Annotated in this window: 19 protein-coding genes, 3 tRNA genes and 1 pseudogene; 15 read left to right on the forward strand and 8 right to left on the reverse strand. The window is 45.8% G+C overall.

Annotation, left to right across the window (positions count from 1 at the left end; translation table 11 throughout):
* Window positions 1-9: 9 nt before the first annotated feature.
* Complete coding sequence (locus AACT42_RS18690; RefSeq protein ID WP_017046695.1) at window positions 10-972, forward strand: hypothetical protein; 963 nt, start codon at window positions 10-12, stop codon at window positions 970-972.
* 37 nt (window positions 973-1,009) lie between these two features.
* On the opposite strand, the gene AACT42_RS18695 is transcribed toward AACT42_RS18690, so the two are convergent.
* The 7 genes from AACT42_RS18695 to rsgA all read right to left on the reverse strand — a co-directional run bounded on the left by AACT42_RS18695 (window position 1,010) and on the right by rsgA (window position 10,907).
* Entirely contained in the window at window positions 1,010-2,095 is a 1,086-nt protein-coding gene (locus AACT42_RS18695) for a murein hydrolase activator EnvC family protein (RefSeq protein WP_237666791.1), read from the reverse strand.
* A gap of 221 nt (window positions 2,096-2,316) precedes the next feature.
* Window positions 2,317-3,849 (reverse strand): 2,3-bisphosphoglycerate-independent phosphoglycerate mutase, encoded by a 1,533-nt coding sequence (gpmM, locus tag AACT42_RS18700; protein ID WP_017046693.1) that lies wholly within the window; start codon window positions 3,847-3,849, stop codon window positions 2,317-2,319.
* A 156-nt stretch (window positions 3,850-4,005) separates the two neighbouring features.
* Window positions 4,006-4,893: a DMT family transporter gene (locus tag AACT42_RS18705; protein ID WP_017046692.1), complete on the reverse strand. Its 888-nt coding sequence runs from the start codon at window positions 4,891-4,893 to the stop codon at window positions 4,006-4,008.
* Window positions 4,894-5,005: 112 nt separating this feature from the next.
* On the reverse strand, window positions 5,006-6,886 hold the full coding sequence (locus AACT42_RS18710; RefSeq protein WP_094133757.1) for a methyl-accepting chemotaxis protein: 1,881 nt from the start codon (window positions 6,884-6,886) through the stop codon (window positions 5,006-5,008).
* 298 nt (window positions 6,887-7,184) lie between these two features.
* Complete coding sequence (locus AACT42_RS18715; protein ID WP_064624225.1) at window positions 7,185-8,600, reverse strand: SLC13 family permease; 1,416 nt, start codon at window positions 8,598-8,600, stop codon at window positions 7,185-7,187.
* Window positions 8,601-8,812: 212 nt separating this feature from the next.
* Entirely contained in the window at window positions 8,813-9,670 is an 858-nt protein-coding gene (gene asd, locus AACT42_RS18720) for an archaetidylserine decarboxylase (protein WP_013857937.1), read from the reverse strand.
* A gap of 175 nt (window positions 9,671-9,845) precedes the next feature.
* Window positions 9,846-10,907, reverse strand: a complete 1,062-nt coding sequence (gene rsgA / locus AACT42_RS18725; RefSeq protein ID WP_094133756.1) for a small ribosomal subunit biogenesis GTPase RsgA — start codon at window positions 10,905-10,907, stop codon at window positions 9,846-9,848.
* A gap of 154 nt (window positions 10,908-11,061) precedes the next feature.
* On the opposite strand from rsgA, the gene orn (AACT42_RS18730) reads away from it, so the two are divergent.
* The 5 genes and pseudogenes from orn (AACT42_RS18730) to AACT42_RS18750 all read left to right on the forward strand — a co-directional run bounded on the left by orn (AACT42_RS18730) (window position 11,062) and on the right by AACT42_RS18750 (window position 12,712).
* On the forward strand, window positions 11,062-11,607 hold the full coding sequence (orn, locus tag AACT42_RS18730; RefSeq protein WP_010318948.1) for an oligoribonuclease: 546 nt from the start codon (window positions 11,062-11,064) through the stop codon (window positions 11,605-11,607).
* A gap of 176 nt (window positions 11,608-11,783) precedes the next feature.
* Window positions 11,784-11,859, forward strand: a tRNA-Gly gene (locus AACT42_RS18735).
* 89 nt (window positions 11,860-11,948) lie between these two features.
* Window positions 11,949-12,230 (forward strand): annotated as a pseudogene (orn, locus tag AACT42_RS18740) (oligoribonuclease); the annotation flags it as partial.
* A 176-nt stretch (window positions 12,231-12,406) separates the two neighbouring features.
* Window positions 12,407-12,482 (forward strand) — tRNA-Gly (locus AACT42_RS18745).
* A gap of 153 nt (window positions 12,483-12,635) precedes the next feature.
* Window positions 12,636-12,712 (forward strand) — tRNA-Met (locus AACT42_RS18750).
* Between the two features lie 659 nt (window positions 12,713-13,371).
* Here AACT42_RS18750 and queG read toward each other — a convergent pair.
* On the reverse strand, window positions 13,372-14,502 hold the full coding sequence (gene queG / locus AACT42_RS18755; RefSeq protein ID WP_040122935.1) for a tRNA epoxyqueuosine(34) reductase QueG: 1,131 nt from the start codon (window positions 14,500-14,502) through the stop codon (window positions 13,372-13,374).
* 220 nt (window positions 14,503-14,722) lie between these two features.
* Between queG and tsaE the strand changes: the two genes are divergently transcribed.
* The 9 genes from tsaE to AACT42_RS18800 all read left to right on the forward strand — a co-directional run bounded on the left by tsaE (window position 14,723) and on the right by AACT42_RS18800 (window position 24,111).
* On the forward strand, window positions 14,723-15,187 hold the full coding sequence (gene tsaE, locus AACT42_RS18760; RefSeq protein ID WP_010318946.1) for a tRNA (adenosine(37)-N6)-threonylcarbamoyltransferase complex ATPase subunit type 1 TsaE: 465 nt from the start codon (window positions 14,723-14,725) through the stop codon (window positions 15,185-15,187).
* Window positions 15,181-16,902, forward strand: coding sequence for an N-acetylmuramoyl-L-alanine amidase (locus tag AACT42_RS18765; RefSeq protein WP_010318945.1), 1,722 nt, complete (start codon window positions 15,181-15,183; stop codon window positions 16,900-16,902). The genes tsaE and AACT42_RS18765 overlap by 7 nt, the downstream gene beginning before the upstream one ends.
* A 2-nt stretch (window positions 16,903-16,904) precedes the next feature.
* Entirely contained in the window at window positions 16,905-18,887 is a 1,983-nt protein-coding gene (mutL, locus tag AACT42_RS18770) for a DNA mismatch repair endonuclease MutL (RefSeq protein ID WP_094132219.1), read from the forward strand.
* Between the two features lie 15 nt (window positions 18,888-18,902).
* Window positions 18,903-19,850 carry a tRNA (adenosine(37)-N6)-dimethylallyltransferase MiaA gene (gene miaA / locus AACT42_RS18775; protein WP_094132222.1) on the forward strand — a complete coding sequence of 316 codons (948 nt, stop codon included), beginning with the start codon at window positions 18,903-18,905 and terminating at the stop codon, window positions 19,848-19,850.
* A gap of 181 nt (window positions 19,851-20,031) precedes the next feature.
* Complete coding sequence (hfq, locus tag AACT42_RS18780) at window positions 20,032-20,298, forward strand: RNA chaperone Hfq (RefSeq protein ID WP_013857931.1); 267 nt, start codon at window positions 20,032-20,034, stop codon at window positions 20,296-20,298.
* 41 nt (window positions 20,299-20,339) lie between these two features.
* Window positions 20,340-21,629, forward strand: a complete 1,290-nt coding sequence (gene hflX, locus AACT42_RS18785) for a ribosome rescue GTPase HflX (protein ID WP_094132220.1) — start codon at window positions 20,340-20,342, stop codon at window positions 21,627-21,629.
* 45 nt (window positions 21,630-21,674) lie between these two features.
* Window positions 21,675-22,868: an FtsH protease activity modulator HflK gene (gene hflK, locus AACT42_RS18790; RefSeq protein WP_013857930.1), complete on the forward strand. Its 1,194-nt coding sequence runs from the start codon at window positions 21,675-21,677 to the stop codon at window positions 22,866-22,868.
* A gap of 2 nt (window positions 22,869-22,870) precedes the next feature.
* Entirely contained in the window at window positions 22,871-23,851 is a 981-nt protein-coding gene (hflC, locus tag AACT42_RS18795) for a protease modulator HflC (RefSeq protein ID WP_013857929.1), read from the forward strand.
* Between the two features lie 71 nt (window positions 23,852-23,922).
* Window positions 23,923-24,111, forward strand: coding sequence for a DUF2065 domain-containing protein (locus AACT42_RS18800; RefSeq protein WP_094132221.1), 189 nt, complete (start codon window positions 23,923-23,925; stop codon window positions 24,109-24,111).
* Window positions 24,112-24,161: the final 50 nt, after the last annotated feature.

Below are 24,161 nucleotides of genomic sequence, written 5' to 3' on the forward strand. Positions count from 1 at the left end.
GGTGTTGATATGCACTATGACGTTTTTAACGGTGATGCTGATGGCATCATCTCTCTTCTTCAGCTGCGGCTTGCTTACCCTCGCACGACGACCCTAGTTACTGGGGTTAAGCGTGATATCAAATTGCTTCAGCGTCTTAATCTTCAATCCCGAGATAGTCTGACCGTGTTAGATATTTCGATGGAGAAGAATCAGCAACCTTTACAGCAGGCTCTTGCGGCGGGGGTGACGGTGTTTTATGCCGATCATCACTATGCAGGCTCAATCCCCGAGACTCCGCTGCTTGACGCCCATATTGATTTGGACCCTAATACTTGTACGGCATTAATTATTGATCAGTGGTTAGGTGGTCCGTTCCATGAGTGGGCGATTGTGGCAGCTTATGGCGATAATTTGATTGCTAAAGCGGATACTTTAGCGCGCAACGCGGGGCTAACTACCACTCAAGCTGAACAACTAAAAAACTTAGGCACCTTGATTAACTATAACGGTTATGGAGAGACGATAGAGCAGCTTCATTATCACCCCGCTGATTTGTACCAAGCCTTGCTAGTTTATCCTTCACCGTTTGATTTAATGAAGGATGACAACTCCCCTTTTTATCATTTGCAGCACGCTTATGAGCAAGATATGCAGCTTGCTCAGTCGTTAGAGCCTATCTATAAAAGTGCCTGTTTGAGCGTATACGAGCTGCCAGACTGTGCATCATCACAGCGAGTGAGTGGTGTGTTTAGTAATTGGCTAGCCAATCAAGCACCTGCCGCGGCACATATGGTTTTAACGGTAAATTCATCGGGTGGTTATACCGTTTCGCTACGTGCTCCATTAACCAATAAACAGGGAGCGGATAGGTTATGCAGCGCCTTTGCAACCGGAGGCGGGCGAGAAGCGGCGGCGGGTATTAATTCGTTGGATAAAAGACAATTGACCCAATTCATTACTCAAGTAGAAGCGTACTATTCATCACACTAACGCTCGCCCGGATTAACAGGGTGATGGATGTGTTTTGCTAGCGACTGAGCCAGCGTGTTGGGTCTTCGGCTTTACTGTTGCGACGAATTTCGAAATAGAGCGCTGGCTGAGATTGACCGCCAGTGTCTCCCGCTAAAGCAATGGTTTCACCGGCGGTGACTTTATCGCCCTCTTTTTTGAGCAAACTTTGGTTAAAGCCGTATAAGGTCATATCGCCTTTGCCATGATCGAGCAAAACCACCAGCCCATAACCACGTAGATATTCAGCAAACACGACCGTGCCAGAATAAACCGCTTTGACGTTTTGACCATAATTGGCGTCAATGACTAGACCTTTCCAGTCAATTTGTCCATTTTGACGTGTACCAAAAGCATGCAGGATTTTGCCTTTGACTGGCCAAGGTAGCTTGCCTTTTTGCGGCGCTAACCCATCCATTAGTACAGCGTTACGTTTTGCTGCTTTGGCGATTTCCGCTTGTAATCGCGTTTCATTGCGTTGCAATTCCGCTAAGTAGACTTTATCACCGGAAATACTTTTTTGAATTTTACCCACCGTACTGCGTCGTTCTGACTGCGTTTTTGCCAATGTAGCGCGCTTTTGGGTCTGCTGTTCCAATAGAGAGGCGATTTGGTCTCGTTCAAGTCGCAGCTGTTTTTCACTTTCATTGAGTTCTTTTTGCGTAAGTTCAAGCTGTTGGATGGTTTGGCTGCGTGCCTTCGCCAAGTGTTGGTAATACTGGCTGATGCGATCTTCTTCCACGCCATTATTGAGTATGTTGGATGAGGCTGTCGCTCGCTGAGTGGCGTAATAGGTTTTGATCAGTTGAGCTAATTTGGCGGTTTGTTGTGTTTGTTGTGTTTCTAAGGCCGTGATCTTTTGTTTGAGTTTAGCGATATTAGCGTTGGCCACTACTAATTCTGATTTGGTGTTTTTGATCTGATTTTCTAGACTTGAAATACCCACTTCTTGCTTTTTAAGCGCATTTTGCAACGAATCGAGCTCTTTTTGTCGATTATTTAACGCTTGCTGCTGACGAGAAATTTCTCCTTTCACCCCTTTTAGCTCTTGTTGTGTGGCAGCCATTAACGGTGAGCAGGAGAGGCAAGCTAGCCCTAACACCATCACTAGGCTAAGTGCATGCCACCAAGTCGTTATAGTAAGTGGGTGTGGTGAAGGCTTGTTTCTCATCCGTTTTCAAGTCTCTATCGACAAATTAGTGAGTCAGTATACTCAAAGCCATCCGCGAGGCGAAAGCCCTATGTCAAAACTTGCAATCAAATCGAGTTCTTGGGCGAAAAAAAGCCTCGATATTTATCGAGGCTCAATAGCACGTGGTTGGTGAGTTATTTAAACAACACTTGACCAGACATTTCTGCCGGAATGTCCATGTTCGATAGAGCAAGCATCGTTGGTGCTAGGTCAGAAAGCTTACCACCATCTTTTAGCTTAAGATCTTTGCTACCGACGTAGATAAGCGGCACTGGCAGATTGGTATGTGCGGTATGAATGCCCCCTGTTTCCGGGTTCACCATCATTTCTGCATTGCCGTGGTCTGCTGTGATCAGTAGCTGGCCATCGACTTCTTTAATCGCTTCAACCACTTTTCCGATACACTCATCAAGCGCTTCGCATGCTTTCACGGCCGCTTCGTAAATACCAGTATGACCAACCATATCGCCGTTCGGGTAGTTACAGATAATCGCATCGTATTTACCCGACTTGATTGCCGCAACGAGTTTTTCAGTCAGTTCAGGCGCGCTCATTTCCGGTTGCAGATCGTAAGTTGCCACTTTAGGTGAAGCAACCAATTGGCGCTCTTCGCCTGGGAATTCGTTCTCAACACCACCGTTAAAGAAGAAGGTGACGTGCGCGTATTTTTCTGTTTCAGAGATGCGCAACTGAGTTTTACCCGCCTTTGATAGCCACTCACCGTAGGTGTTTTCTAGTGATGCTGGTGGAAATGCGCACAGCAGAGGAATGTCGGCGGCGTATTGGGTTAGCATCACAAAGTCAATTGCTGGGAACTTCACACGTTCAAACCCGTTGAAATCTGGTATGAAGGCACGAGTAATTTCACGTGCACGGTCGGCGCGGTAGTTCATGAAAATCACGGCATCGCCATCTTCAATCGCAGCAGAGTCTTGGCCTTCAGCTTTGATTTCTGTCGCTTTAACAAATTCATCATTTTCTTCACGTGCGTAAGCGGCTTCAAGGCCTGCCACGGCGGAATCAAAAGTAAATTCTGCTTTGGCTTCAACCAATAGGTCGTAAGCTTTTTGTACGCGTTCCCAGTTGTTATCGCGATCCATGGCGTAGTAACGACCAATCAGTGAGGCGATACGACCTTTACCTAATTTAGAAAATAGGTCTTGGAAGCGTTGCAATGAGGCTTCGGCACTGCGTGGTGGCGTATCACGGCCATCAAGGAAGCAGTGGAGGTAGATTTTCTCAGCGCCACGGGCAGCAGCCATTTCAACGGCAGCGTAGATATGATCTTCATGCGAGTGAACACCACCTGGCGACATTAGCCCCAATAGGTGAACCGCTTTGCCCGCTTTGATGGCTTTATCCATCGCGTTGACTAACACTTCGTTTTGTTGGAATTCACCATCAAGAATTGATTTAGTAATGCGTGTCAGGTCTTGGTAAACAATACGACCAGCACCGATATTGGTGTGACCGACTTCTGAGTTACCCATTTGACCATCCGGTAAACCTACATCCATACCAGAAGCAGAAATCAGAGTGTTTGGGTTGTTTGCAATTAAGCTATCCATGACTGGAGTATGTGCATTGCTGATTGCATTGTGTGCGTTATCTTCACGGTAACCCCAACCGTCAAGAATTACTAAAGCCATTGGCTTCTTAGCTGACATAGTTATGACCTCGTCAAATTCAAAGTAACTTAAACAGAAATTAGCGTAATTTTACTACACTTTGAAGCGATTGCAGTAGGTTAAGATCAATGATTCTCCCTATCAATGCCTATAAAGGTAGCCTATTGATCAACATCGGTGCCTTTTTAGCGCCATTTAATAAACTAAAATTCCTGTCCCAAGCACGGCAAATAGTGCACCACACCAAGCGAAGCGGTTGGGCCGCTGTTTGGTATACATCCATAAAATAGGCAACAACATGATGGGCGTGGTTGAGGAGAGCAGGGCCACCATACCCACGTTGCCTTCACGCAGTGCGTAGAGAATTAATGTCATTCCGACCGCCATCGCAAGAAAACCGTTGATGGCAGTAATGGTAAAAATGGGCAGCGTAATGGCTTGAGTGGCGCGTGCTAATTTTGCACCAGTAGCCAACAGTAAGCAGTGTGCGGTGAAGGCGGTGAGCATTCGAATCGCGGAAGCGGCGATGGGGTCGATCCCCGTTTGCATCACCGGTTTGGCGATGATCCCACCCAATGCTTGGCATAGAGCCGCGACAAGGCCAAGTGCAATGCCAACCCATACTCGGCCTTTAATTGCTTCCAATGCATTATGATTTTGCCCTCGGCGGCCAAAAAAGATGGCCGTTAGAACGCCTGAAAAGACAAAAGTCGCGCCCACTAGCTCTGCATGGCTCATGCTTTCGCTGAATAAAAAATAGCCGAGAATGGCCGAAAAAACGGCATGGCAGGAAAAGAGCAAACCGGCTTGTCTTGGCCCCATGCGATTTAAACACGCAAACAGCGCCGTATCGCCAATGAATATGCCAATCAACCCCGAATACATCATGGGTGTCACCATCTCGCTGTTTACCGTTGCCCAGCCGCCAGTTGCCAGCGCCATGCTCACTAAAATGAGAGAAGTACAGCCCATGCGCCAACGGCTATAAGCAAAGGTTCCTAAATGGCGAGCGGGAGTAACAGACAGTAAACTGGCTACTGCCCAAAGAAACGCGGCAGCAAGCGCGAGCCATTCGTAGCCCATGTAGACATCCTTGAACGAGGGAAGGATCTCAATATGCCTTAAGCGCTAGGGGAAAACAAAGGGAATTTATGGGCTTGCCTCAATGTGATTAAAAGAGGCAAGCCAAGAGGATTTACACTTTGAAGCGGCGAATATCGTTACGCATGGCTTCTGCCGATAAATGCATTTCATGAGCGCTGTGGCTGCTCTGCTGAGTTTGACTAGCAAGGTCATCAGAAGCGTCTTTGATACCTTGTGTATTGCGGCTAATGTCTTCGCTGACGGCTCGCTGCTCTTCAGCGGCACTGGCAATTTGCAAGGCCATATCATTGATCTCGGTGATGGCTTGCGTGATCCGCACTAAACTGTCGTGAGCTTGTTCGGCATAGTCAACACTGTGGTCGGCCAGTTTGGTGCTGGCTTCCATATTCTCGACCGCATGTTGAGTATTGCGCTGCAAGGTTTCAATCATGGTGCGGATCTCTTCCGTTGAGCCATGTGTACGTTGGCTTAGCACACGAACTTCGTCGGCGACCACAGCAAAACCACGGCCTTGGTCACCTGCGCGGGCCGCTTCAATCGCTGCATTGAGTGCTAACAGATTGGTTTGTTCGGCAATACTTTGAATGGTGGATAGGATCTGGTTGATACTTTGAGCATTGCTCTCCAACTCTCGGATCACTTTGGCCGCACTATCGACCTGATTGGCTAAGTGAGTAATGGAATCACGATTCTTTTTGATAACCGCCTGCCCGTCATCACAAGCTGAGGCCGATGCTTGTGACGCGCTAGCGGTCAGTTCGGCGTGGCTAGCCACCTCAGCGGCGGTAGCCGACATCTCGTGAATCGCGGTGGCTATTTGATTGACATCATTTTGTTGGTGCTCAACTCGCATGGAAGCTTGAGCAGAAAGGTCATTGGCGTCTTGTGCTTGCTGGGAAAGTTGTTGGCTACGGCTGACGATCCCTTTCAGCATCTCCTGCATTTGACTTAAAAAGAGATTCACTTTCTCGGCCAATTCACCGATTTCATCCATGCGTCGAATGTCGATGCGTTGGGTGAGGTCGCCTTCTCCTTGCGCTAATTGCGCTAAAGCGTTCGACAATACCTGCAGTGGTTGCAGTAAGCGGGTTACAACCCAAGTGCTGATGCTGGCGATAATAATGTAGAGTACTAAAGAGGCAATGGCGGTAAAAGTGATCTGCTCAGAAACCGAGGCGTAGGCCATCTCTTTATCCACCACAATGCCCAGCGACCAATCGGTATTCGGTATTTGTGAGACGTAAATCAACTTGTTGCCTTGCTTTGGCCAAACAATAGTATCAACGCGATTCTCTTTAGCTAAGCTGGCCATGTGCTGGGAATCTAATTCGTTGTTTAAATTGGTTAAAGGTTTTTGGCTTAAGGCTTCATCTTGATAGGCGACAATATTGTTATTGCCATCAACCAGAAACGCAAAGCCTTGGTTATCGAGTTTAACACTCAGTACCTCTTTAATGAGATTGGTTACGGTTAAATCGGCGGCGAGTACGCCTTGTTTTTGACCTTTAAAGGCTTTGGCGAAGCTGACTACGATGCTGCCATCAAAATCTTGGTAGGGTTCGGTAATTATAAGCCCGGATTGTGCCATTGCATCTTTATACCAAGGGCGCGTTCTTGGATCATAATCACTTGGCCAATCTTCGGTTTTATCACCATAAGCGATGGTGCCATCGCTGAAGCCAGCATAGACAGAAAGAAAATCACCGCCTTTTTTGGTGACCAGTAGCGCTTGATCTGCGTTGTCATTACTGGCGATAAAAGATTCATTGGCCAACATCATATTGCTACGGATCCCGAGCCAATCACTGATATAACGGCTGGTGGCGAGACTGACATTTTCCATTTCACTATTGATGGCGTGAGTCGTCTCCTGTTGCAGTTGGCTGACGGAGATCCAAGCTTGTACGCCACTGACTATCGCAATGATAATGGCGATCGCCACTTGAATTTTAAATTTGATGGTATGTCTCATGGGTTATGCCCCTAGAACGGTTTGACAACAGCGTGTCGATAGATCAGAACGGAAAAAAGATGAATTAACGGCTCCTACGCTTAGTTGCAGCGAAATGATGAAGCCGTTCCATGTTTCTTCAGATAAATGAATAAGTAAATCAGAGTAATCCTACGAGAATGTAGCTTTGATTAATATGATCGTGCTCGATTATTGTTCATCTTGTTGATTCGCTTTTACTTAGTTTTAGGCTGGAATGATTCATCTTTGCGACCTGCATTCAGTCTTGACGCTCAATGCAAGTCGCAGTGACCAAAGGTTAGGTCAGTAATAGCGCGGCAGCATAGACAATGCACAGGCCAACAACGCCAATAATCAGACCTGTTTTGGCCATGTCTTTACTCTCAATAAGCCCGGTAGAATAGGCCAGTGAGTTCGGTGGTGTTGAGACAGGTAAAATCATACCCAGTGAGGCAGAAAAGGCGACAACTACTAACAAACTTTGTATACCACCAATACTGGCCAAGCTTTCCATGGATGTGCCAATCGCGGCGGCGATCGGCATGAGTAAGTTAGCGGTCGCGGTATTGGACATGAAGTTTGCCATGAGCCAACAAACGAGCGACAGGGTGATGACGACCGAGATAGGCGATAGAGAACTGTAATCAATCGCGTGAGCTAATGCTGAAGCGAGCCCTGTTTTATCTAGCCCAATTCCAATCGCTATCCCGCCAGCCACTAGCCATAAGACGTCCCAGTTGATCTGTTTCAGTTCCTCTTTACCCATAATGCCGGTGAGTGTAAAAACCGCCAAAGGAATAATAGATACCACATAGGTGTTCATGCCGTGTAGAGAGGTGGTCATCCACAGCACTATGGTGGCGGCAAAAGTAATGTAGACCACGATTGCACGCCAATTTTTTTGGAATGTTCCGTTTAGTTTCAGCACCATCTGTTTTTCTGAAGAGGGAAACAGTTTTTGTAGCAAAAACCAAGCTAACGTGAGCTGAATAATCACAAACGGCAAGCCCATCATCATCCAAGAAAAGAAATCAATGCTATTGCTTCCGGTGAGATATTGCAGCGCGATTGCATTGGGCGGCGTACCGATAGGCGTGGCAATACCACCGGTGTTCGCTGCAATCGGAATGCAGAGCACTAAGGCTTTGATGCCTAAATCCCCTTTTGGAGCTGAAGCGACGATCGGCCCGAGCAGCGCCAGCATCATCACAGTAGTCGCGGTATTGGACATAAACATAGAAAATACCGCAGTGATCAACATTAGCCCCAGCATAATAAAGCGGGGTTGAGTACCAAAAGGTTTGAGTAAAACTCGGGCTAAGTTGTTGTCCAATTCATATTTAGAAGCAGCAATCGCCAGTGCAAAGCCGCCCATGAACAAGATAATAATCGGTGAAGAGAAAGCGCTGAAAATATCGGTGTACTTCATTAACTCGCCGATATCATGCCCAGCGGGTGGCGAACGAAAGAGATGCAAGCCTTTATCTGAAATCATCACCAATTCGAGCGCAATGATCAAAATGGAGGTGGCAAATACAGGAACTGGCTCCAATACCCAAAGCAGAGCAGCCAATAAAAAAATAGCCAGTAATCGATGTTGAATTAAGGTTAAGTCATCAATCGGTATTGCATCAATGGGCATCAGTAAAACACCGATGGGCAGCAAAAAGCAGATCGCAAGCTTTATCAGCATTCCCGTATTCATGGTAGGCATATCACATGACCTTCATTAGGTTAACTTGAAGTAACTAGCGTAAATGATATGTGAATGAAGGTCTTAGACGCGGCTTGAAATTTTGAGTTTTAGCGAAGGAATATGCAGCAGCTTTGTTTTTTATCAATAAAGAAAAAAGCGAAATATCTAGAGGCGTTAGCTCTGAACATGCAGAGCTAACACATTCGGCAGGGAACATTAAGAGATGGCGATTAACGTTGCTGTGCGTATGGAGTACCCATAACCGTTGTAGCATTGTGTTGCATAGACTCATCAAAGCGAATTTTATCTTTTGCAAACAGGTTGATCACCGTTGAGCCTAGCTTAAAGCGACCCATCTCTTGTCCTTTTTTCAGTACAACAGAGGTATTGCCTTGGGCTGGATAATCCCAGCGATAAACGGTATTGCCGCGCGGAGGCGTGACGGTACCTGACCAAACTAGCTCAATACTGCCAACAATGGTCGCTCCGACAAGCACTTGTGCCATTGGGCCAAACTCAGTATCAAAAATACACACCACGCGCTCATTGCGAGCAAACAGGTTCGGTACATTTTCGGCGGTTAGTGGGTTAACCGAGAAAAGATCGCCCGGAACATAAATCATTTGACGTAACACGCCATCGCAAGGCATGTGTACGCGGTGGTAGTCGCGAGGTGATAAATAAAGCGTGGCAAATTCGCCATCTTCAAACTCTTGCGCCAGCTTGGCATCACCGCCGAGCAATTCTACCGCTGTAAAATGGTGGCCTTTCGCTTGAATCAGCTTGCCATCTTGAATCGGCCCGAATTGACTAACGCAGGCATCGGCCGGATGGGTGATTAAGCTATCACCGTCACTGATTGGCCGAGCATCGGCTTTCAATTCACGAACAAAGAATTCATTGAATGTTTTGAAATGGCTAGGATCTGAATGCAGAGCTTCATCCATGTTGACATTATATTGTTTAATAAACCAACGAATGACTGCAGTGGTTAGACCGCCAGCTTTCGCTGATGCGAGTTTACCCATCAGGCGTGTTAAGCCATGTTGTGGGATCCAGTATTGCAGTCCAACTTTAATTTTATCCATTGTCTCTGATTCCAATGTTAACTGTATGTTCTTCACTTTGGGCGCGAGATGTTACTGAAAAACTCTCACCATGTCAGCAGTTAGTCACCATTGCTTACGGATTATTCGATGGCGACAGATAAAAAATTTATCGATCAAGTCTGCGGACATTTGCCGGGGTAAAACTCGATGCTATTTATAAATCTGCTTTTTTGTTACGTGAATATTGGCGGTTAGCTTTGTTTTCCGACATGCTTTCTAAAATTCGGTGGTAGTTCTCAAAGCGCGTGTTACTAATATCACCTTTTTCCACGGCTTCACGTAGTAAGCAACCCGGATCGTCAGTGTGTTTACAGTCTCTAAACTTACAGCCGCCTAAGAAGGGACGAAATTCGACAAAGGCTTCAGTGATCGCTTCAGCTTCCAAGTGCCATAAACCAAATTCACGCACTCCCGGCGAGTCGATCAAATCACCGCCTGTAGGGATATGATACAAGCGAGCCGCAGTGGTGGTATGTTGACCAAGTCCAGATGCTTGAGAAACTTCACCTTCTTCAATTTCATCTTCCAAATTTGGCATTAATGCGTTCACTAGGCTGGATTTACCAACGCCAGATTGACCAACAAATATGTTGATCCGTCCGCCAAGTTCCGCTTCTAACTCAGCAATCCCTTCACCGCTTTTTTTGCTGACAAAAAGCACTTTGTAGCCAATGCGTTCGTACACACGTAACGACTCTTGATATTGGTTACGCAATTCATCGCTGAGTAAATCAATCTTATTCAGTACCACTAGCGGCGCAATATTCACGGTTTCTGAAGCGATCAAATAACGGTCGATGATATTGAGTGACAGTTCCGGCAGTACGGATGACACAATGACCATCTGATCAATGTTTGCCGCTACTGGTTTCAAACCGTCGTAATAATCTGGACGAGTCAGAACCGATTTGCGCGGTTCAACCGCTTCGACAACGCCAGAGATACCCGCCATCGATTCGAGTCCAGGTCGCCAAATAACACGATCTCCTGAGACCAGCGTTTCAATGCCTCGGCGTAAATTACAGCGGTGGATGGTGTGAGTCTCTAAATCTTCAACATCGGCATGTTGGCCAAAACGAGTAATCACTAACCCAGTTTTTGCGGTGCCGAGCATGGCTTCATCCCACGAAACTGTGTCCTCTTTTTTGAGTCGTTTACTCTGATTATTACGAACGCGTCGTACTTGACCTTTCGTCAGCTTCTTTTTCTTTGCCACGATTATCTACTTCATGATTATGATACGTTTTGATCCAACGTTGAGATTTTACTCAAAATCATACCGTTTGGATCCAATGTCCAAAGGTATCTTGGGGATCTGAATTTGGGTATAGTACCTTTTTTATCTGCAAACCAATATAGGCAACGTATTTATGTCTTTTAGCGATCAAAACTTGATTTGGGTTGATCTTGAGATGACAGGCTTAGACCCTGAAACTCACAAAATTATCGAGATTGCCACCATTGTGACTGATAGTGAGTTGAACATTTTGGCTGAAGGCCCAGTGTTGGCTGTTCATCAATCAGAAGCTGAATTGGCTAAAATGGATGAATGGTGCACCACAACACATACCAAAAGCGGTTTGGTCGAGCGAGTACGTCATGACTCAGTGACACAACAAGAAGCGGTTGAACAGACCATTACGTTTTTGGAAAAGTGGGTGCCTAAAGGTAAATCTCCGATTTGTGGCAACAGTATTGGGCAAGATCGCCGCTTCCTTTATAAACATATGCCTGAGCTGGAAGCCTACTTCCATTACCGTTATGTGGATGTCAGTACGCTAAAAGAGCTGACTCGCCGTTGGAAGCCAGAAGTATTGGATGGCTTTTCTAAGCAAGGTAGTCACCTGGCTTTAGATGATATTCGTGAGTCTATTGCTGAGCTTCAGTACTACCGTAAGACCATATTCAGTATTTAATTTTCAGAACGGCATTTTTTGGTGATGGCGTGTTAACCAGTTTTTGTGATTAATACGCCATATTTGCGTTCTTTTTCGTCAGAAAAAAAAAAAAAAGATTTTTTGCCAGTAAGGGCTTGCATCATAAGAAAATGCTCTTATAATTCGCAGCCCTGAACAACGGAAACGTTGTGAATGCGACACTAGCTCAGTTGGTAGAGCGCAACCTTGCCAAGGTTGAGGTCACGAGTTCGAACCTCGTGTGTCGCTCCAAATTCTTTTCGAAGAAAAGAATAGCGCCGCACAACCTAGTTAAGGTTGAGGTCACGCCTCTTTGTTTAAAGAAAGTGAACCTCGTGNAGACCATTACGTTTTTGGAAAAGTGGGTGCCTAAAGGTAAATCTCCGATTTGTGGCAACAGTATTGGGCAAGATCGCCGCTTCCTTTATAAACATATGCCTGAGCTGGAAGCCTACTTCCATTACCGTTATGTGGATGTCAGTACGCTAAAAGAGCTGACTCGCCGTTGGAAGCCAGAAGTATTGGATGGCTTTTCTAAGCAAGGTAGTCACCTGGCTTTAGATGATATTCGTGAGTCTATTGCTGAGCTTCAGTACTACCGTAAGACCATATTCAGTATTTAATTTTCAGAACGGCATTTTTTGGTGATGGCGTGTTAACCAGTTTTTGTGATTAATACGCCATATTTGCGTTCTTTTTCGTCAGAAAAAAAAAAAAAAGATTTTTTGCCAGTAAGGGCTTGCATCATAAGAAAATGCTCTTATAATTCGCAGCCCTGAACAACGGAAACGTTGTGAATGCGACACTAGCTCAGTTGGTAGAGCGCAACCTTGCCAAGGTTGAGGTCACGAGTTCGAACCTCGTGTGTCGCTCCAAATTCTTTTCGAAGAAAAGAATAGCGCCACGCAACCTAGTTAAGGTTGAGGTCACGCCTCTTTGTTTAAAGAAAGTGAACCTCGTGCGTCGCTACAAATTCTCTTGTTAGAGAGTGTAAGTTTTCATCGTACTTAACGGTGACACAATACGGACGCGGGGTGGAGCAGCTTGGTAGCTCGTCGGGCTCATAACCCGAAGGTCGTCGGTTCAAATCCGGCCCCCGCAACCAAATTCAGATTAAGCGTAAATGCGATTAATCATTGCGACACGAGCTCAGTTGGTAGAGTGCAACCTTACCAAGGTTGAGGTAACGGTTATGTGTCGCTCCAGCTCCTTTCAGAGTATTCTCTGAACTCAAACCAGTATTTGGTTTATGCTCTTTCTTTAATGCTGTGAAGCATAACTCCCTAAAATAAAAATAATCTGCGGTTCTAAGCGGATTTATTGCCGTCTTGATAACTTACGTGCTGAATTTCAATACACAGGTTAGTCTCTGTAGAATCTGGCTTTTCGTCGCTATTTATTCTTATTCATTAACAGAGTTATCCACAAAAATTAATTGTGGATAAGTTAGTGTATAACGTGTTTTTAGTGAAGTGCTGGTAAGCGTCAGTGAAAGATCTTTTAATGCGGCTCTGTTCTCTAATCTTGCTGTTTTTCTGTGTAACTAATTGTTTTTAAATTGATTTTTGTTTTTTTATCACCATTAGGTCAACTAACTGTATGATCATTAATATCAAGATCTTTGATCCTTGTCATTAATTGCTGATGTGGCTAACTTTTCTTAATTATAGAAAACAGTGTCGTGTTTAAAATTTTGTCCACAAATTGGTATTTTGAGATACATATCAAAGTCTGTGTTCATTAGTTATGCAATTACCTCATTTTTTACGCATCACGCGGTAACCCTTTCTCGACAATTCGAATTAAGCGCTGCTGCTTCTTATTGCTAGAGCATGCACTCGCTGGCTCCGATGATTTTCGTTTTTGTTCTACTAGCGCCCAATGTATATGTTCGTCTAATAAATCAGACAAGCCTAACCTCGTGTTTAGTGCTGCGATAATGCGTTGTGAATATGGCGCGTTTCCTAAAGCGATGGAAAGATTACGCAACCATTGCTGGTGGCCAATGCGGCGAATAGCCGAACCTTCCATATAACGTAAGAAGGTGGCCTCATCCCAAGCAAACAGTTCAACTAAGTCTGGTTCATCCAGTGCTTGACGGCGATGAAAATCACTTTGTTGAGTGAGGTCGGAAAAGCGATTCCAAGGGCAGACCAACTGGCAATCATCACAGCCGTAAATGCGATTACCCATTGCCTTGCGAAACTCTTCAGCAATTACGCCATCATATTCTATGGTGAGGTAAGAGATGCATCGGCGAGCATCAACAACACCGTCTTCCACGATGGCTTGTGTAGGGCATGAGGTGATGCAGGCAGTGCATTTGCCACATTGATTACTGCTTGGTGTATCGACTGGAAGCGGCAAATCAATCAGTAGTTCACCAAGAAAAAACCAAGAACCACTCTCTTTATCAAGGATAAGCGAATGCTTGCCAGTCCAACCAAGTCCAGCTTTTTGTGCTAAAGGCCGCTCTAGTATTGGTGCGGAGTCGACAAAAGGGCGATAACCGAGTGCCCCCACTTCTTGTTCAATCTTTTCGCCGAGTTTTTTGAGCTGGTTGCGTACCAGTTTATGGTAGTCACGCCCCAGAGCGTAGCGGCTGATATAAGCGTAATTGGGATTATTCAAATCACTGGCAAACCGAGCATCTGGGGGTAAGTAATTCATGCGTGCGCTGATCACACGGACGGTGCCGGGAAGGAGTTCATGTGGCCTAGCTCGCATCATGCCATGGCGCGCCATCCAGTCCATTTCACCGTGAAATCCAGCATCCAACCATTTCTGCAAAGGCTCTTCGTGCTCACTGAGATCGATATCGCAGATCCCGACCTTTTCGAAGCCAAGTTCACGTGCCCAGATTTTAATTTTGTCTGCCAGTACTTGGTAGTCCATTATCGATGAGCTCGTTGCAAAAAGGGGCGAGGATCTTAACGGATCCTTTATTGAGGATCTAGGAAATGATCGCCTGTGATGTGGATTAAACTGACATAAAAAGCGAGTTTTTTCCTTTTACTTACAGAAGAGAGCTTGTCTCTCAATTCCAACCCAGTTTACTATTCGAGTTCTTTTGATTTTTATATAGTCAATTTTCGACACTTGAGAGCGGTAATTCATGAGTACTAAGATCTTTACCTTAAAAGACGAACAGCAAACGGTAAAATTAGGCGCAGCTTTGGCTAAGCGATGCTCTGCGCAAACCACGCTTTATTTGCATGGTGATCTCGGTGCTGGAAAAACAACCTTCAGCCGTGGCTTCATCCGCGCATTAGGTCATGTTGGCAACGTCAAGAGCCCGACTTATACCTTAGTTGAACCTTATCAACTAGCCGATTGGCAAGTATACCATTTTGATCTTTATCGCTTGGCCGATCCGGAAGAGTTGGAATTTATGGGTATTCGTGACTATTTCACACCGGATGCGATCTGCCTTGTTGAGTGGCCAGAAAAAGGCAGCGGTCTACTTCCAACCGCAGATATTGATGTTGAGCTACGTTACGATGGCGAACAAAGGCAAGCTTTTCTGAGTGCAAACAGCCCCTATGGATCCTCATTGCTGAGTCAGTTGGAGTTATGTTGAACATCATCCATTTGTTACGAACGATAACTCTATCGCTTGCGGTTTGGGGCTGTGCTTTATTTACTTCAACGACGCACGCGAATGCATTAGAAGGCGTGCGCGTTTGGCCTTCTCCAGATGAAACTCGAGTGGTTATCGATCTCAAAACTGAAGCGGATTATAGCTATTTCACCTTAAGCAGCCCCGAGCGTTTGGTGGTGGATTTAAAAAACACCACGCTTAATACAAAATTGCCGCTTAAAGTCACGGAGAGTCCTGTTCTTAAGCAAATTCGTAATAGCTCGCCTCCGGAGAAAGGGACGTATCGCTTGGTGTTTGAGTTACAGCGCAAAGTGAACCCTCAGCCATTTAAACTTGCGCCAACGCCGGGTGGTCAGTATGGGCATCGTTTGGTGGTTGATTTACCCCACAATTTGGATAGTGGCAAGGCGACAGTAAAACCAGCCAGCCAAACTAAAGTCAGTCGCGATGCTTCGCAGTTATTAGGAACCGAGGATATTGTGGTGGCTATTGATGCGGGTCATGGTGGAGAAGATCCCGGTTCGATTGGCCCGACCAAAAAATATGAAAAAAATGCCACCTTAAGTATCTCTAAGAAAATCGCGGATCAAATTAACGCCGTTCCGGGAATGAAGGCAGTTATGACACGCAGTGGCGATTATTTTGTCAATCTCAATAAACGTTCTGAAATTGCGCGTCGTAATAAGTCACACTTGCTTGTCTCGATTCACGCCGATGCGTTTCATACTCCTCAGCCCAGAGGCGGCTCAGTGTTTGTGTTAAATACCAAGCGTGCGAATACGGAAATTGCTCGCTGGGTTGAGAACCACGAACAGCAATCAGAACTGTTAGGTGGGGCTGGTGAAGTGCTGGCAAAAAACAATAGTGATCGAAACGTCAGCCAAACTTTGCTTGATCTGCAATTTAGCCACTCGCAAAAAGAGGGTTATAAAGTGGCAACTCATCTATTACGAGAGATGGGGAAAGTAGCCCACCTACATAAAGCGGAGCCAGTTAATGCCAGTTTAGCGGTACTTAAGTCGCCCGATATTCCTTCGGTGTTGGTTGAAACGGGTTTTATTTCTAACCCTACTGAGGAACAATTGCTATTTCAGCGCTCGCATCAGGATAAATTGGCTCGCGCATTGGCAACCGCCATCGTCCAGTATTTTGAAGAAAATCCACCCGAGGGCACTCTGTTTGCTAATCGCGGTAAAACACAAAAGCACAAAGTGCAGCGTGGCGAATCACTCTCGGTTATCGCTAATAAATATGGCACCTCGACTCAAGCATTAATCGCAACCAACAAACTAAAAAATGCCAATTTGTCGATTGGTCAAATCTTAACGATTCCGGCCACGTCAGCTCCGATTCGTGTCCCTGTGGTCAGCAACCCAGTAGAAACGGAAATTGTTACGCATGTGGTGAAATCTGGCGAGTATTTGGGCAAGATAGCGAGCACCTATAAAGTGAGTGTGGATGCGATTAAACGCGAGAATAACTTGCGTTCAGACACCTTAACGCTGGGGCAGAAACTGAAGATAACGGTGAGTTTGAAGGATAAGCCGCTGCGTAAGCATAAAGTTGAAAAAGGTGAGTTTTTGAGCAAAATTGCCAGCCAATATCAAGTGAGTCTGAATAGTATTCGCCAAGTAAACCAACTTCGGTCTGATCAGCTCGCCATAGGGCAAGTGTTGATCATTCCCAATAAGTAGTAATGACTATGACGATTAAGATTCTACCCGCGCGTCTTGCTAACCAAATTGCCGCAGGTGAAGTGGTTGAAAGGCCGGCTTCCGTCGTCAAAGAGCTGGTGGAAAATAGCTTGGATTCGGGCGCCTCACGTATCGATATCGATATCGAAAAGGGAGGTACGAAGCTTATTCGTGTGCGAGATAACGGGCAAGGGATAGTAAAAGAGGAATTGGCGCTCGCTTTAAGCCGTCATGCAACTTCTAAAATTCACACCTTAGATGATTTAGAGGCGATCGTCAGCTTAGGTTTTCGCGGAGAAGCGCTCGCGAGTATTAGCTCTGTCTCTCGGCTTACATTGACGTCTCGTCCAGCCACGCAAGAACAAGCTTGGGCAGCATACAGTGAAGGTCGAGATATGGCGGTTAAGTTGCAGCCAACCGCGCACCCGATTGGAACCTCTGTCGAAGTGCTCGATCTGTTTTTTAATACGCCCGCTCGGCGCAAATTTTTACGCACAGAGAAAACAGAATTTACTCACATTGATGAGCTACTAAAACGCATTGCTTTGAGCCGGTTTGATGTCACCATCAATGTGCGCCATAACGGCAAGATGGTGCGTCAATATCGAGCGGCTAAAACGGCCGCTCAAGAGGAAAAAAGAATCGCGGCTGTGTGTGGCAACGCTTTTGTTCGCCATATGCTAAGCATTGAGTTGGAACATCAAGGGCTTCGCTTGCATGGTTGGATAACGACTCCAGAAGGCGCGCGCCAGCAGAGTGATTTGCAATACTGCTACGTTAATGGGCGGATGATGCGTGACAAGCTGATTAATCATGCTATCCGGCAAAGTTATGAAACCAGCCTGAGAGGCGATCAGTTCGCCACTTATGTACTCTTCATTGAGCTCGATCCCCATCAAGTGGATGTGAATGTCCATCCCGCGAAACATGAGGTGCGTTTCCATCAAGCGCGATTAGTGCATGATTTTATCTATCAAGCACTCAGTAGTGCACTGGCTGAAAGCAAACACATTGAAAAGCCGCAGCTCAAACCATCGGCTTTTCATCAGCCCGATGCGGCGACTGTGGATCGCATTGAGAATGGCACTGCAATTGCTAGTGTGTGCCAAGAAACTGAGGGGCATAACACCGTTCCAGAGCAAGTGTGGCAAGCTGTCGACAACACTCCCGCTTATCCAAGAAAAGCTGAGCGAGAAAGCACAACCGCGCACGGCATAGCTGAAACGCCCAAGCGTAGCCATTGGCAGCAAAACGGCTCTCCATCTTCCTCTCGTGCGAAAGCTGAGCGCCAGCCAACGGCCTCACCTTCGAGCGGAGAAGTGAAGATCTATCAAGAGCTTATGGCAACTCAACCGCCGGCTTCTGCAGTCGAACTTTCTCCTATCGCACATCAAGATCAAGGTGAAATGCTGCAGCTCGAACAGTTGGGTAAAGCTATTGCGGTAATCAAAGGGCAGTACCTGTTAATGGGGTCCAAACAGGGCGTCGTATTGCTTTCTCTTATTAAAGGAGCATGGCTGAAAACTCGTGGCCAATTGCATACCGAGCAAGGCTTCTTGAAAAGCCAACCTTTACTCGTGCCGCTCTCCATCAAGCTCTCAGCACAAGAACATCAAGCGTTAGCGCATTGCCAGCCGATGTTGAATACGCTAGGGATTGAGCTTAAAGAACGTCATGGTTCAAGCATCATGGTGATGGGCGTACCTCAACCGTTGAGGCAACAAAACCTGCAAAACTTAATCCTAGATCTGCTATCTTACGTGTCCGCTGATTTTACGGTTGATGATGAACCTATTACGGTGGATCTTGTTGCCGATTGGCTGGCTGAACACATCACTGTGGTGAAAAGTGACTACACTTTGTCTGAAGCCATCCAAATGATTTCGGAACTTGAACAGCTTTGGCAAGGGCAACTTCCTCTTCATGATGCAAGTTTCGTCCGCCCCGTTGATTTTTCTACCACCATAGCGGCCTTGTTGGCATAACGAATTAAAAGAATGATGAATCAAACACAACCATTGGCTCTGTTTTTAATGGGCCCGACCGCATCAGGTAAAACAGATTTGGCGATTCGTTTGCGCCAAAAATACCCAGTGGAAATCATCAGTGTCGACTCGGCGCTGATCTACAAAGGCATGGATATTGGCACTGCCAAACCTAATGCGCATGAACTGGCACTCGCACCTCATCGTCTGATCGATATTTTGGATCCCAGTGAAGCCTATTCGGCGGCGGATTTTCGTCGCGATGCATTACTTGCAATGCATGATATTACCGCGCAAGGTAAAATTCCTCTGCTCGTTGGGGGAACTATGTTGTATTACAAGGCTCTACTTGAAGGGCTTTCGCCACTTCCTGCGGCTAATCCTGAGATACGGCAAAAAATTGAGCAAGAGGCTTTGGAGCATGGTTGGGGTCAGTTACACGATCAATTACAAACGATTGATCCGGTTTCGGCGGCAAGAATTCATCCCAATGATCCACAAAGATTGTCACGAGCATTGGAAGTTTACCGAATTTCAGGTAAAACTCTTACAGAGTTAACTCAAACGAAAGGTGAAAGCCTGCCATTTCGAGTTAAGCAGTTTGCTATAGCTCCCAAGGAAAGGGCTGAGCTCCACCGTCGAATCGAACTCAGGTTTGAAAAGATGATCGAAGCTGGATTTGAAGAAGAAATGAAAGCACTTTATGCTCGAAATGATCTTCATCCGGATTTGCCATCGATTCGCTGTGTTGGTTATCGACAGATGTGGGACTATTTGGATGGGAATTGTACGTTAGAGGAAGCGGTATATCGTGGAATCTGTGCAACCCGTCAATTGGCCAAGCGTCAGATCACCTGGTTACGCAGCTGGGATGATTTAACTTGGTTAGATAGCGAAAACATTGATCATGCAGTAGAAACTCTCTCAAATGCCATAGCATCTGATGGAGTTAGCTGTGTATAATGTGATCGCTTTTGCGTGATGTACCCTGTAAAGGATCCGTTACTTGATATTTGGCATTATCGCCGTCATAACAAGTAGCAACGGGGTTTTTATTCATTTAGCTCAGATGCAAAGGCCGCACCAATAATGCAGTGCACCACTAGCTAAATAACTACAACAAAATACAAATAAGGAAAATAAAATGGCTAAGGGGCAATCTCTACAAGACCCATTCTTAAATGCACTACGTCGTGAGCGCATTCCAGTATCCATCTACCTTGTGAACGGAATTAAGCTTCAAGGTCAGATTGAATCCTTTGATCAATTTGTGATCTTACTGAAAAACACAGTCAATCAAATGGTGTATAAGCATGCGATTTCAACGGTTGTTCCTGCACGTGCAGTGAGCCACCATACTGCTGAGCCACGCACTGGGTCTGATCGTCCATCAGACAAATCAGAAGAGTAATTCTCTGATTAGTATTATTTACTTACAAAGGAGTTGGTTGCTTGTTTGACCGTTACGAAGCCGGTGAGCGAGCGGTACTTGTTCATATCAACTTCACGCAAAAGGGTGAGTGGGATGATCTCAGCGAGTGTGAAATGCTGGTTTCTTCTGCTGGAGTGTCGACACTGCAAATTATTACTGGCAGCCGTCAAACTCCACACCCTAAATATTATGTCGGTGAGGGTAAAGCCCAAGAGATAGCGCATGCGGTTCAACTTGTTGAAGCGGATGTGGTGATCTTCAACCACGCCCTTTCTCCTGCCCAAGAACGTAACCTTGAACAGCTATGCCAATGTCGAGTGATTGACCGTACTGGCCTTATCCTCGATATTTTTGCCCAACGGGCACGAACCCATGAAGGGAAGTTGCAAGTAGAGCTGGCACAATTGCGCCACATCTCTACGCGATTAATTCGTGGTTGGACGCACCTTGAGCGACAAAAAGGTGGTATAGGCTTACGTGGGCCTGGTGAAACGCAGCTAGAAACCGACAGACGTTTATTGCGTGAACGCATTAAAGCGATACTGCGCCGCTTAGAGAAAGTCGCTAAGCAGCGAGAACAAGGACGCCGTGCTCGAAATCGAGCTGAAATTCCCACCATATCGTTAGTGGGTTATACCAATGCGGGGAAATCAACCTTATTTAATCGCATTACTGAAGCCGGGGTTTATGCAGCCGATCAGCTGTTTGCAACCCTAGATCCTACCTTGCGTAAAATCGAATTGGCGGATGTTGGTACTGCCGTTCTTGCTGATACTGTAGGATTTATTCGTCATCTACCGCACGATTTAGTCGCAGCGTTTAAAGCCACGTTACAAGAAACTCAAGAAGCTGACATTTTGTTACATGTTGTTGATGCCAGTGATGAGCGTTTTCGTGAGAATATCAAAGCCGTCCATGACGTATTAGAAGAGATTGATGCCCATGAGGTACCAACGCTTGTCGTCATGAACAAGATCGATAATCTAGAAGGCCAACAACCTCGCATCGAAAGAGATGATGAGGGAATACCGAGAACCGTGTGGTTATCAGCCATGGATGGACAGGGTATTGATCTGCTTTTCGAAGCATTGACTGAGCGATTAGCGAGTCAAGTCATTCAATATCAATTGTGTATTCCACCACTGCACCAAGGTCGCATTCGTAGTGCATTTTCACAAATGAAATGTATTCAACAAGAAGAATATGATCCAGACGGTAATTTGTTGATTAACATTCGTATGCAGCAAGTTGATTGGTTTAGACTAGAGAAAAGAGAAGAAGCAGTTTTGCGTGACTTTATAGTTACTTAAAGGACTGCTACAGTATAACGTCATATCAAATGATGGAGCTTTCTAATGGCGTGGAATGAGCCCGGTAATAACAACGGCAACAATGGCCGCGATAATGACCCTTGGGGTAATAATCGTGGTGACAAAAATAAAGGTGGCCGTGATCAAGGACCGCCAGATTTGGATGAGGTTTTCAATAAACTGAGCCAGAAACTGGGCGGACGATTTGGTAAGAAAGGCGGTAAAGGCCCTTCATTCTCTGGTGGTAGCGCAATTGGCTTTGGAGTCATTGCAGCAATCGCAGTTGCGGTGTGGTTCTTTTCTGGTTTCTATACGATTGGTGAAGCTGAGCGTGGCGTCGTGCTGCGTTTAGGTAAGTATGATCGCATCGTTGATCCAGGTTTGAACTGGCGTCCTCGCTTTGTTGATGAAGTGACGGCCGTTAACGTACAAGCGATTCGCTCACTACGTGCATCGGGTTTGATGCTAACCAAAGATGAAAACGTGGTCACTGTTGGCATGGATGTACAATATCGCGTGTCTGATCCATACAAGTACTTGTATCGTGTGACTAATGCTGACGATAGCTTACGCCAAGCAACTGACTCAGCATTACGTGCCGTGGTTGGTGATTCTTTGATGGACAGTATCTTAACCAGTGGCCGTCAGCAAATTCGTCAAAGTACCCAAACGACCTTGAATCAAATCATTGATAGCTATGATATGGGCTTAATGATTGTCGATGTCAACTTCCAGTCGGCTCGTCCGCCAGAGCAAGTGAAAGATGCATTCGATGATGCGATTGCGGCGCGAGAAGATGAAGAGCGTTTCATTCGTGAATCTGAAGCGTATAAGAACGAAATCCTGCCTAAAGCAACAGGCCGAGCTGAACGTTTGAAGAAAGAAGCGCAAGGTTATACAGAACGCACGATTAACGAAGCATTGGGTCAAGTGGCACAGTTTGAAAAACTGCTCCCTGAGTATCAAGCCGCGCCAGATGTGACACGTAATCGTCTCTACCTAGATACTATGGAAGAGGTGTATTCAAACACATCTAAAGTGCTAATTGATTCAGAATCCAGTGGCAATATGCTTTATCTACCGTTGGATCGAATTACAGGCCAAGACAGTAAGAATGACACCAAACGTCAAGATAAATCATCATCAACCTATGATCAGATAGAGCTTGATTCACCAACCAGCAGTGATACAGGTAATACACCGTCTCGCTCTAGCAATACACGTCAAGGGAGATACTAGTAATGCGTAAGTTAATGATCCCAGTATTAGTGATTGCACTGGTATTGATGTTGATGTCGCTGTTTGTGATTCCTGAAGGTGAGCGCGGTATCGTTGTCCGTTTCGGTCGTATTCTGAAAGATAACAATGAAATTGCTCGAATCTACGAACCGGGTTTGCATTTTAAAATGCCACTGTTTGATCGAGTAAGAACGTTAGATGCACGTATCCAAACAATGGATGGCCGCTCTGACCGTTTCGTGACTTCAGAGAAAAAAGATGTGATCATCGATACCTATGTCAAATGGCGTATTGAAGACTTTGGTCAATACTACTTGGCAACGGGTGGTGGCAATGCATTGACGGCACAAGCACTGTTAGAGCGTAAAGTGACAGACATTCTTCGTTCTGAAATCGGTTCTCGTGAAATCAAACAAATTGTTTCAGGCCCACGTAATAAAGATGTCTTGCCGGAAAGTGCTGATGATGAAGTCGTCACGACTGAGGCTGCGAAACAAGCATTGGAAATCGATGGTCAGCGTGACCAAGTGATGGAAAATGTGTTGGAAGATACGCGTAAAGGCGCACTGAAAGATTTAGGCGTGAGAGTGGTTGATTTCCGTATTAAGAAAATCAACCTCCCAGATGAGATCAGTGAGTCTATCTATCGTCGTATGCGTGCTGAACGTGAGTCAGTAGCTCGTAAACACCGTTCTCAAGGTCGTGAAAAAGCCGAAGTCATTCGTGCTCAAGCTGAACTTGAAGTGGCGACTATCTTAGCGGAAGCGGATAAAACGGCTCGCGTAACTCGCGGTGATGCTGATGCTAAAGCAGCGAAGATTTACTCAGATGTGTACAGTAAAGATCCTGAGTTTTACGGGTTCTTACGTTCGCTGAAAGCCTATGAGAAATCATTTAGTGAGAAGAGTGATATCTTGGTGCTTGATCCTAAGAGTGATTTCTTCAAGTACATGAATAACACCAAAGGTTTGACAACGAAATAATTGACCGTTGTTTATTCAAAGGCTCCTTCAGGGAGCCTTTGTCGTTTATTGGCTTTAAGAGAGAAGGCACTATGTCGAATTCAATCTGGCTTGCTGTGGGGCTGGTGTTAATTGCAGAAGGTATTGGACCGTTAATCGCCCCTAATGGCTGGAGAAATATGGTGGCAGAGCTCAGCCAGCAGCCCGATCATCAACTGCGCCGCATCGGTGGTTGTCTCGTCGTTGCAGGGGGCATCATTGCGTACTACTTCGCACGATAGTGATGCACAATAGCGCGGTAACCGATTTATTATTATCAGTTTATCACTAT

Source organism: Vibrio sp. V15_P4S5T153 (assembly GCF_963874485.1).
GTDB lineage: Bacteria > Pseudomonadota > Gammaproteobacteria > Enterobacterales > Vibrionaceae > Vibrio > Vibrio anguillarum.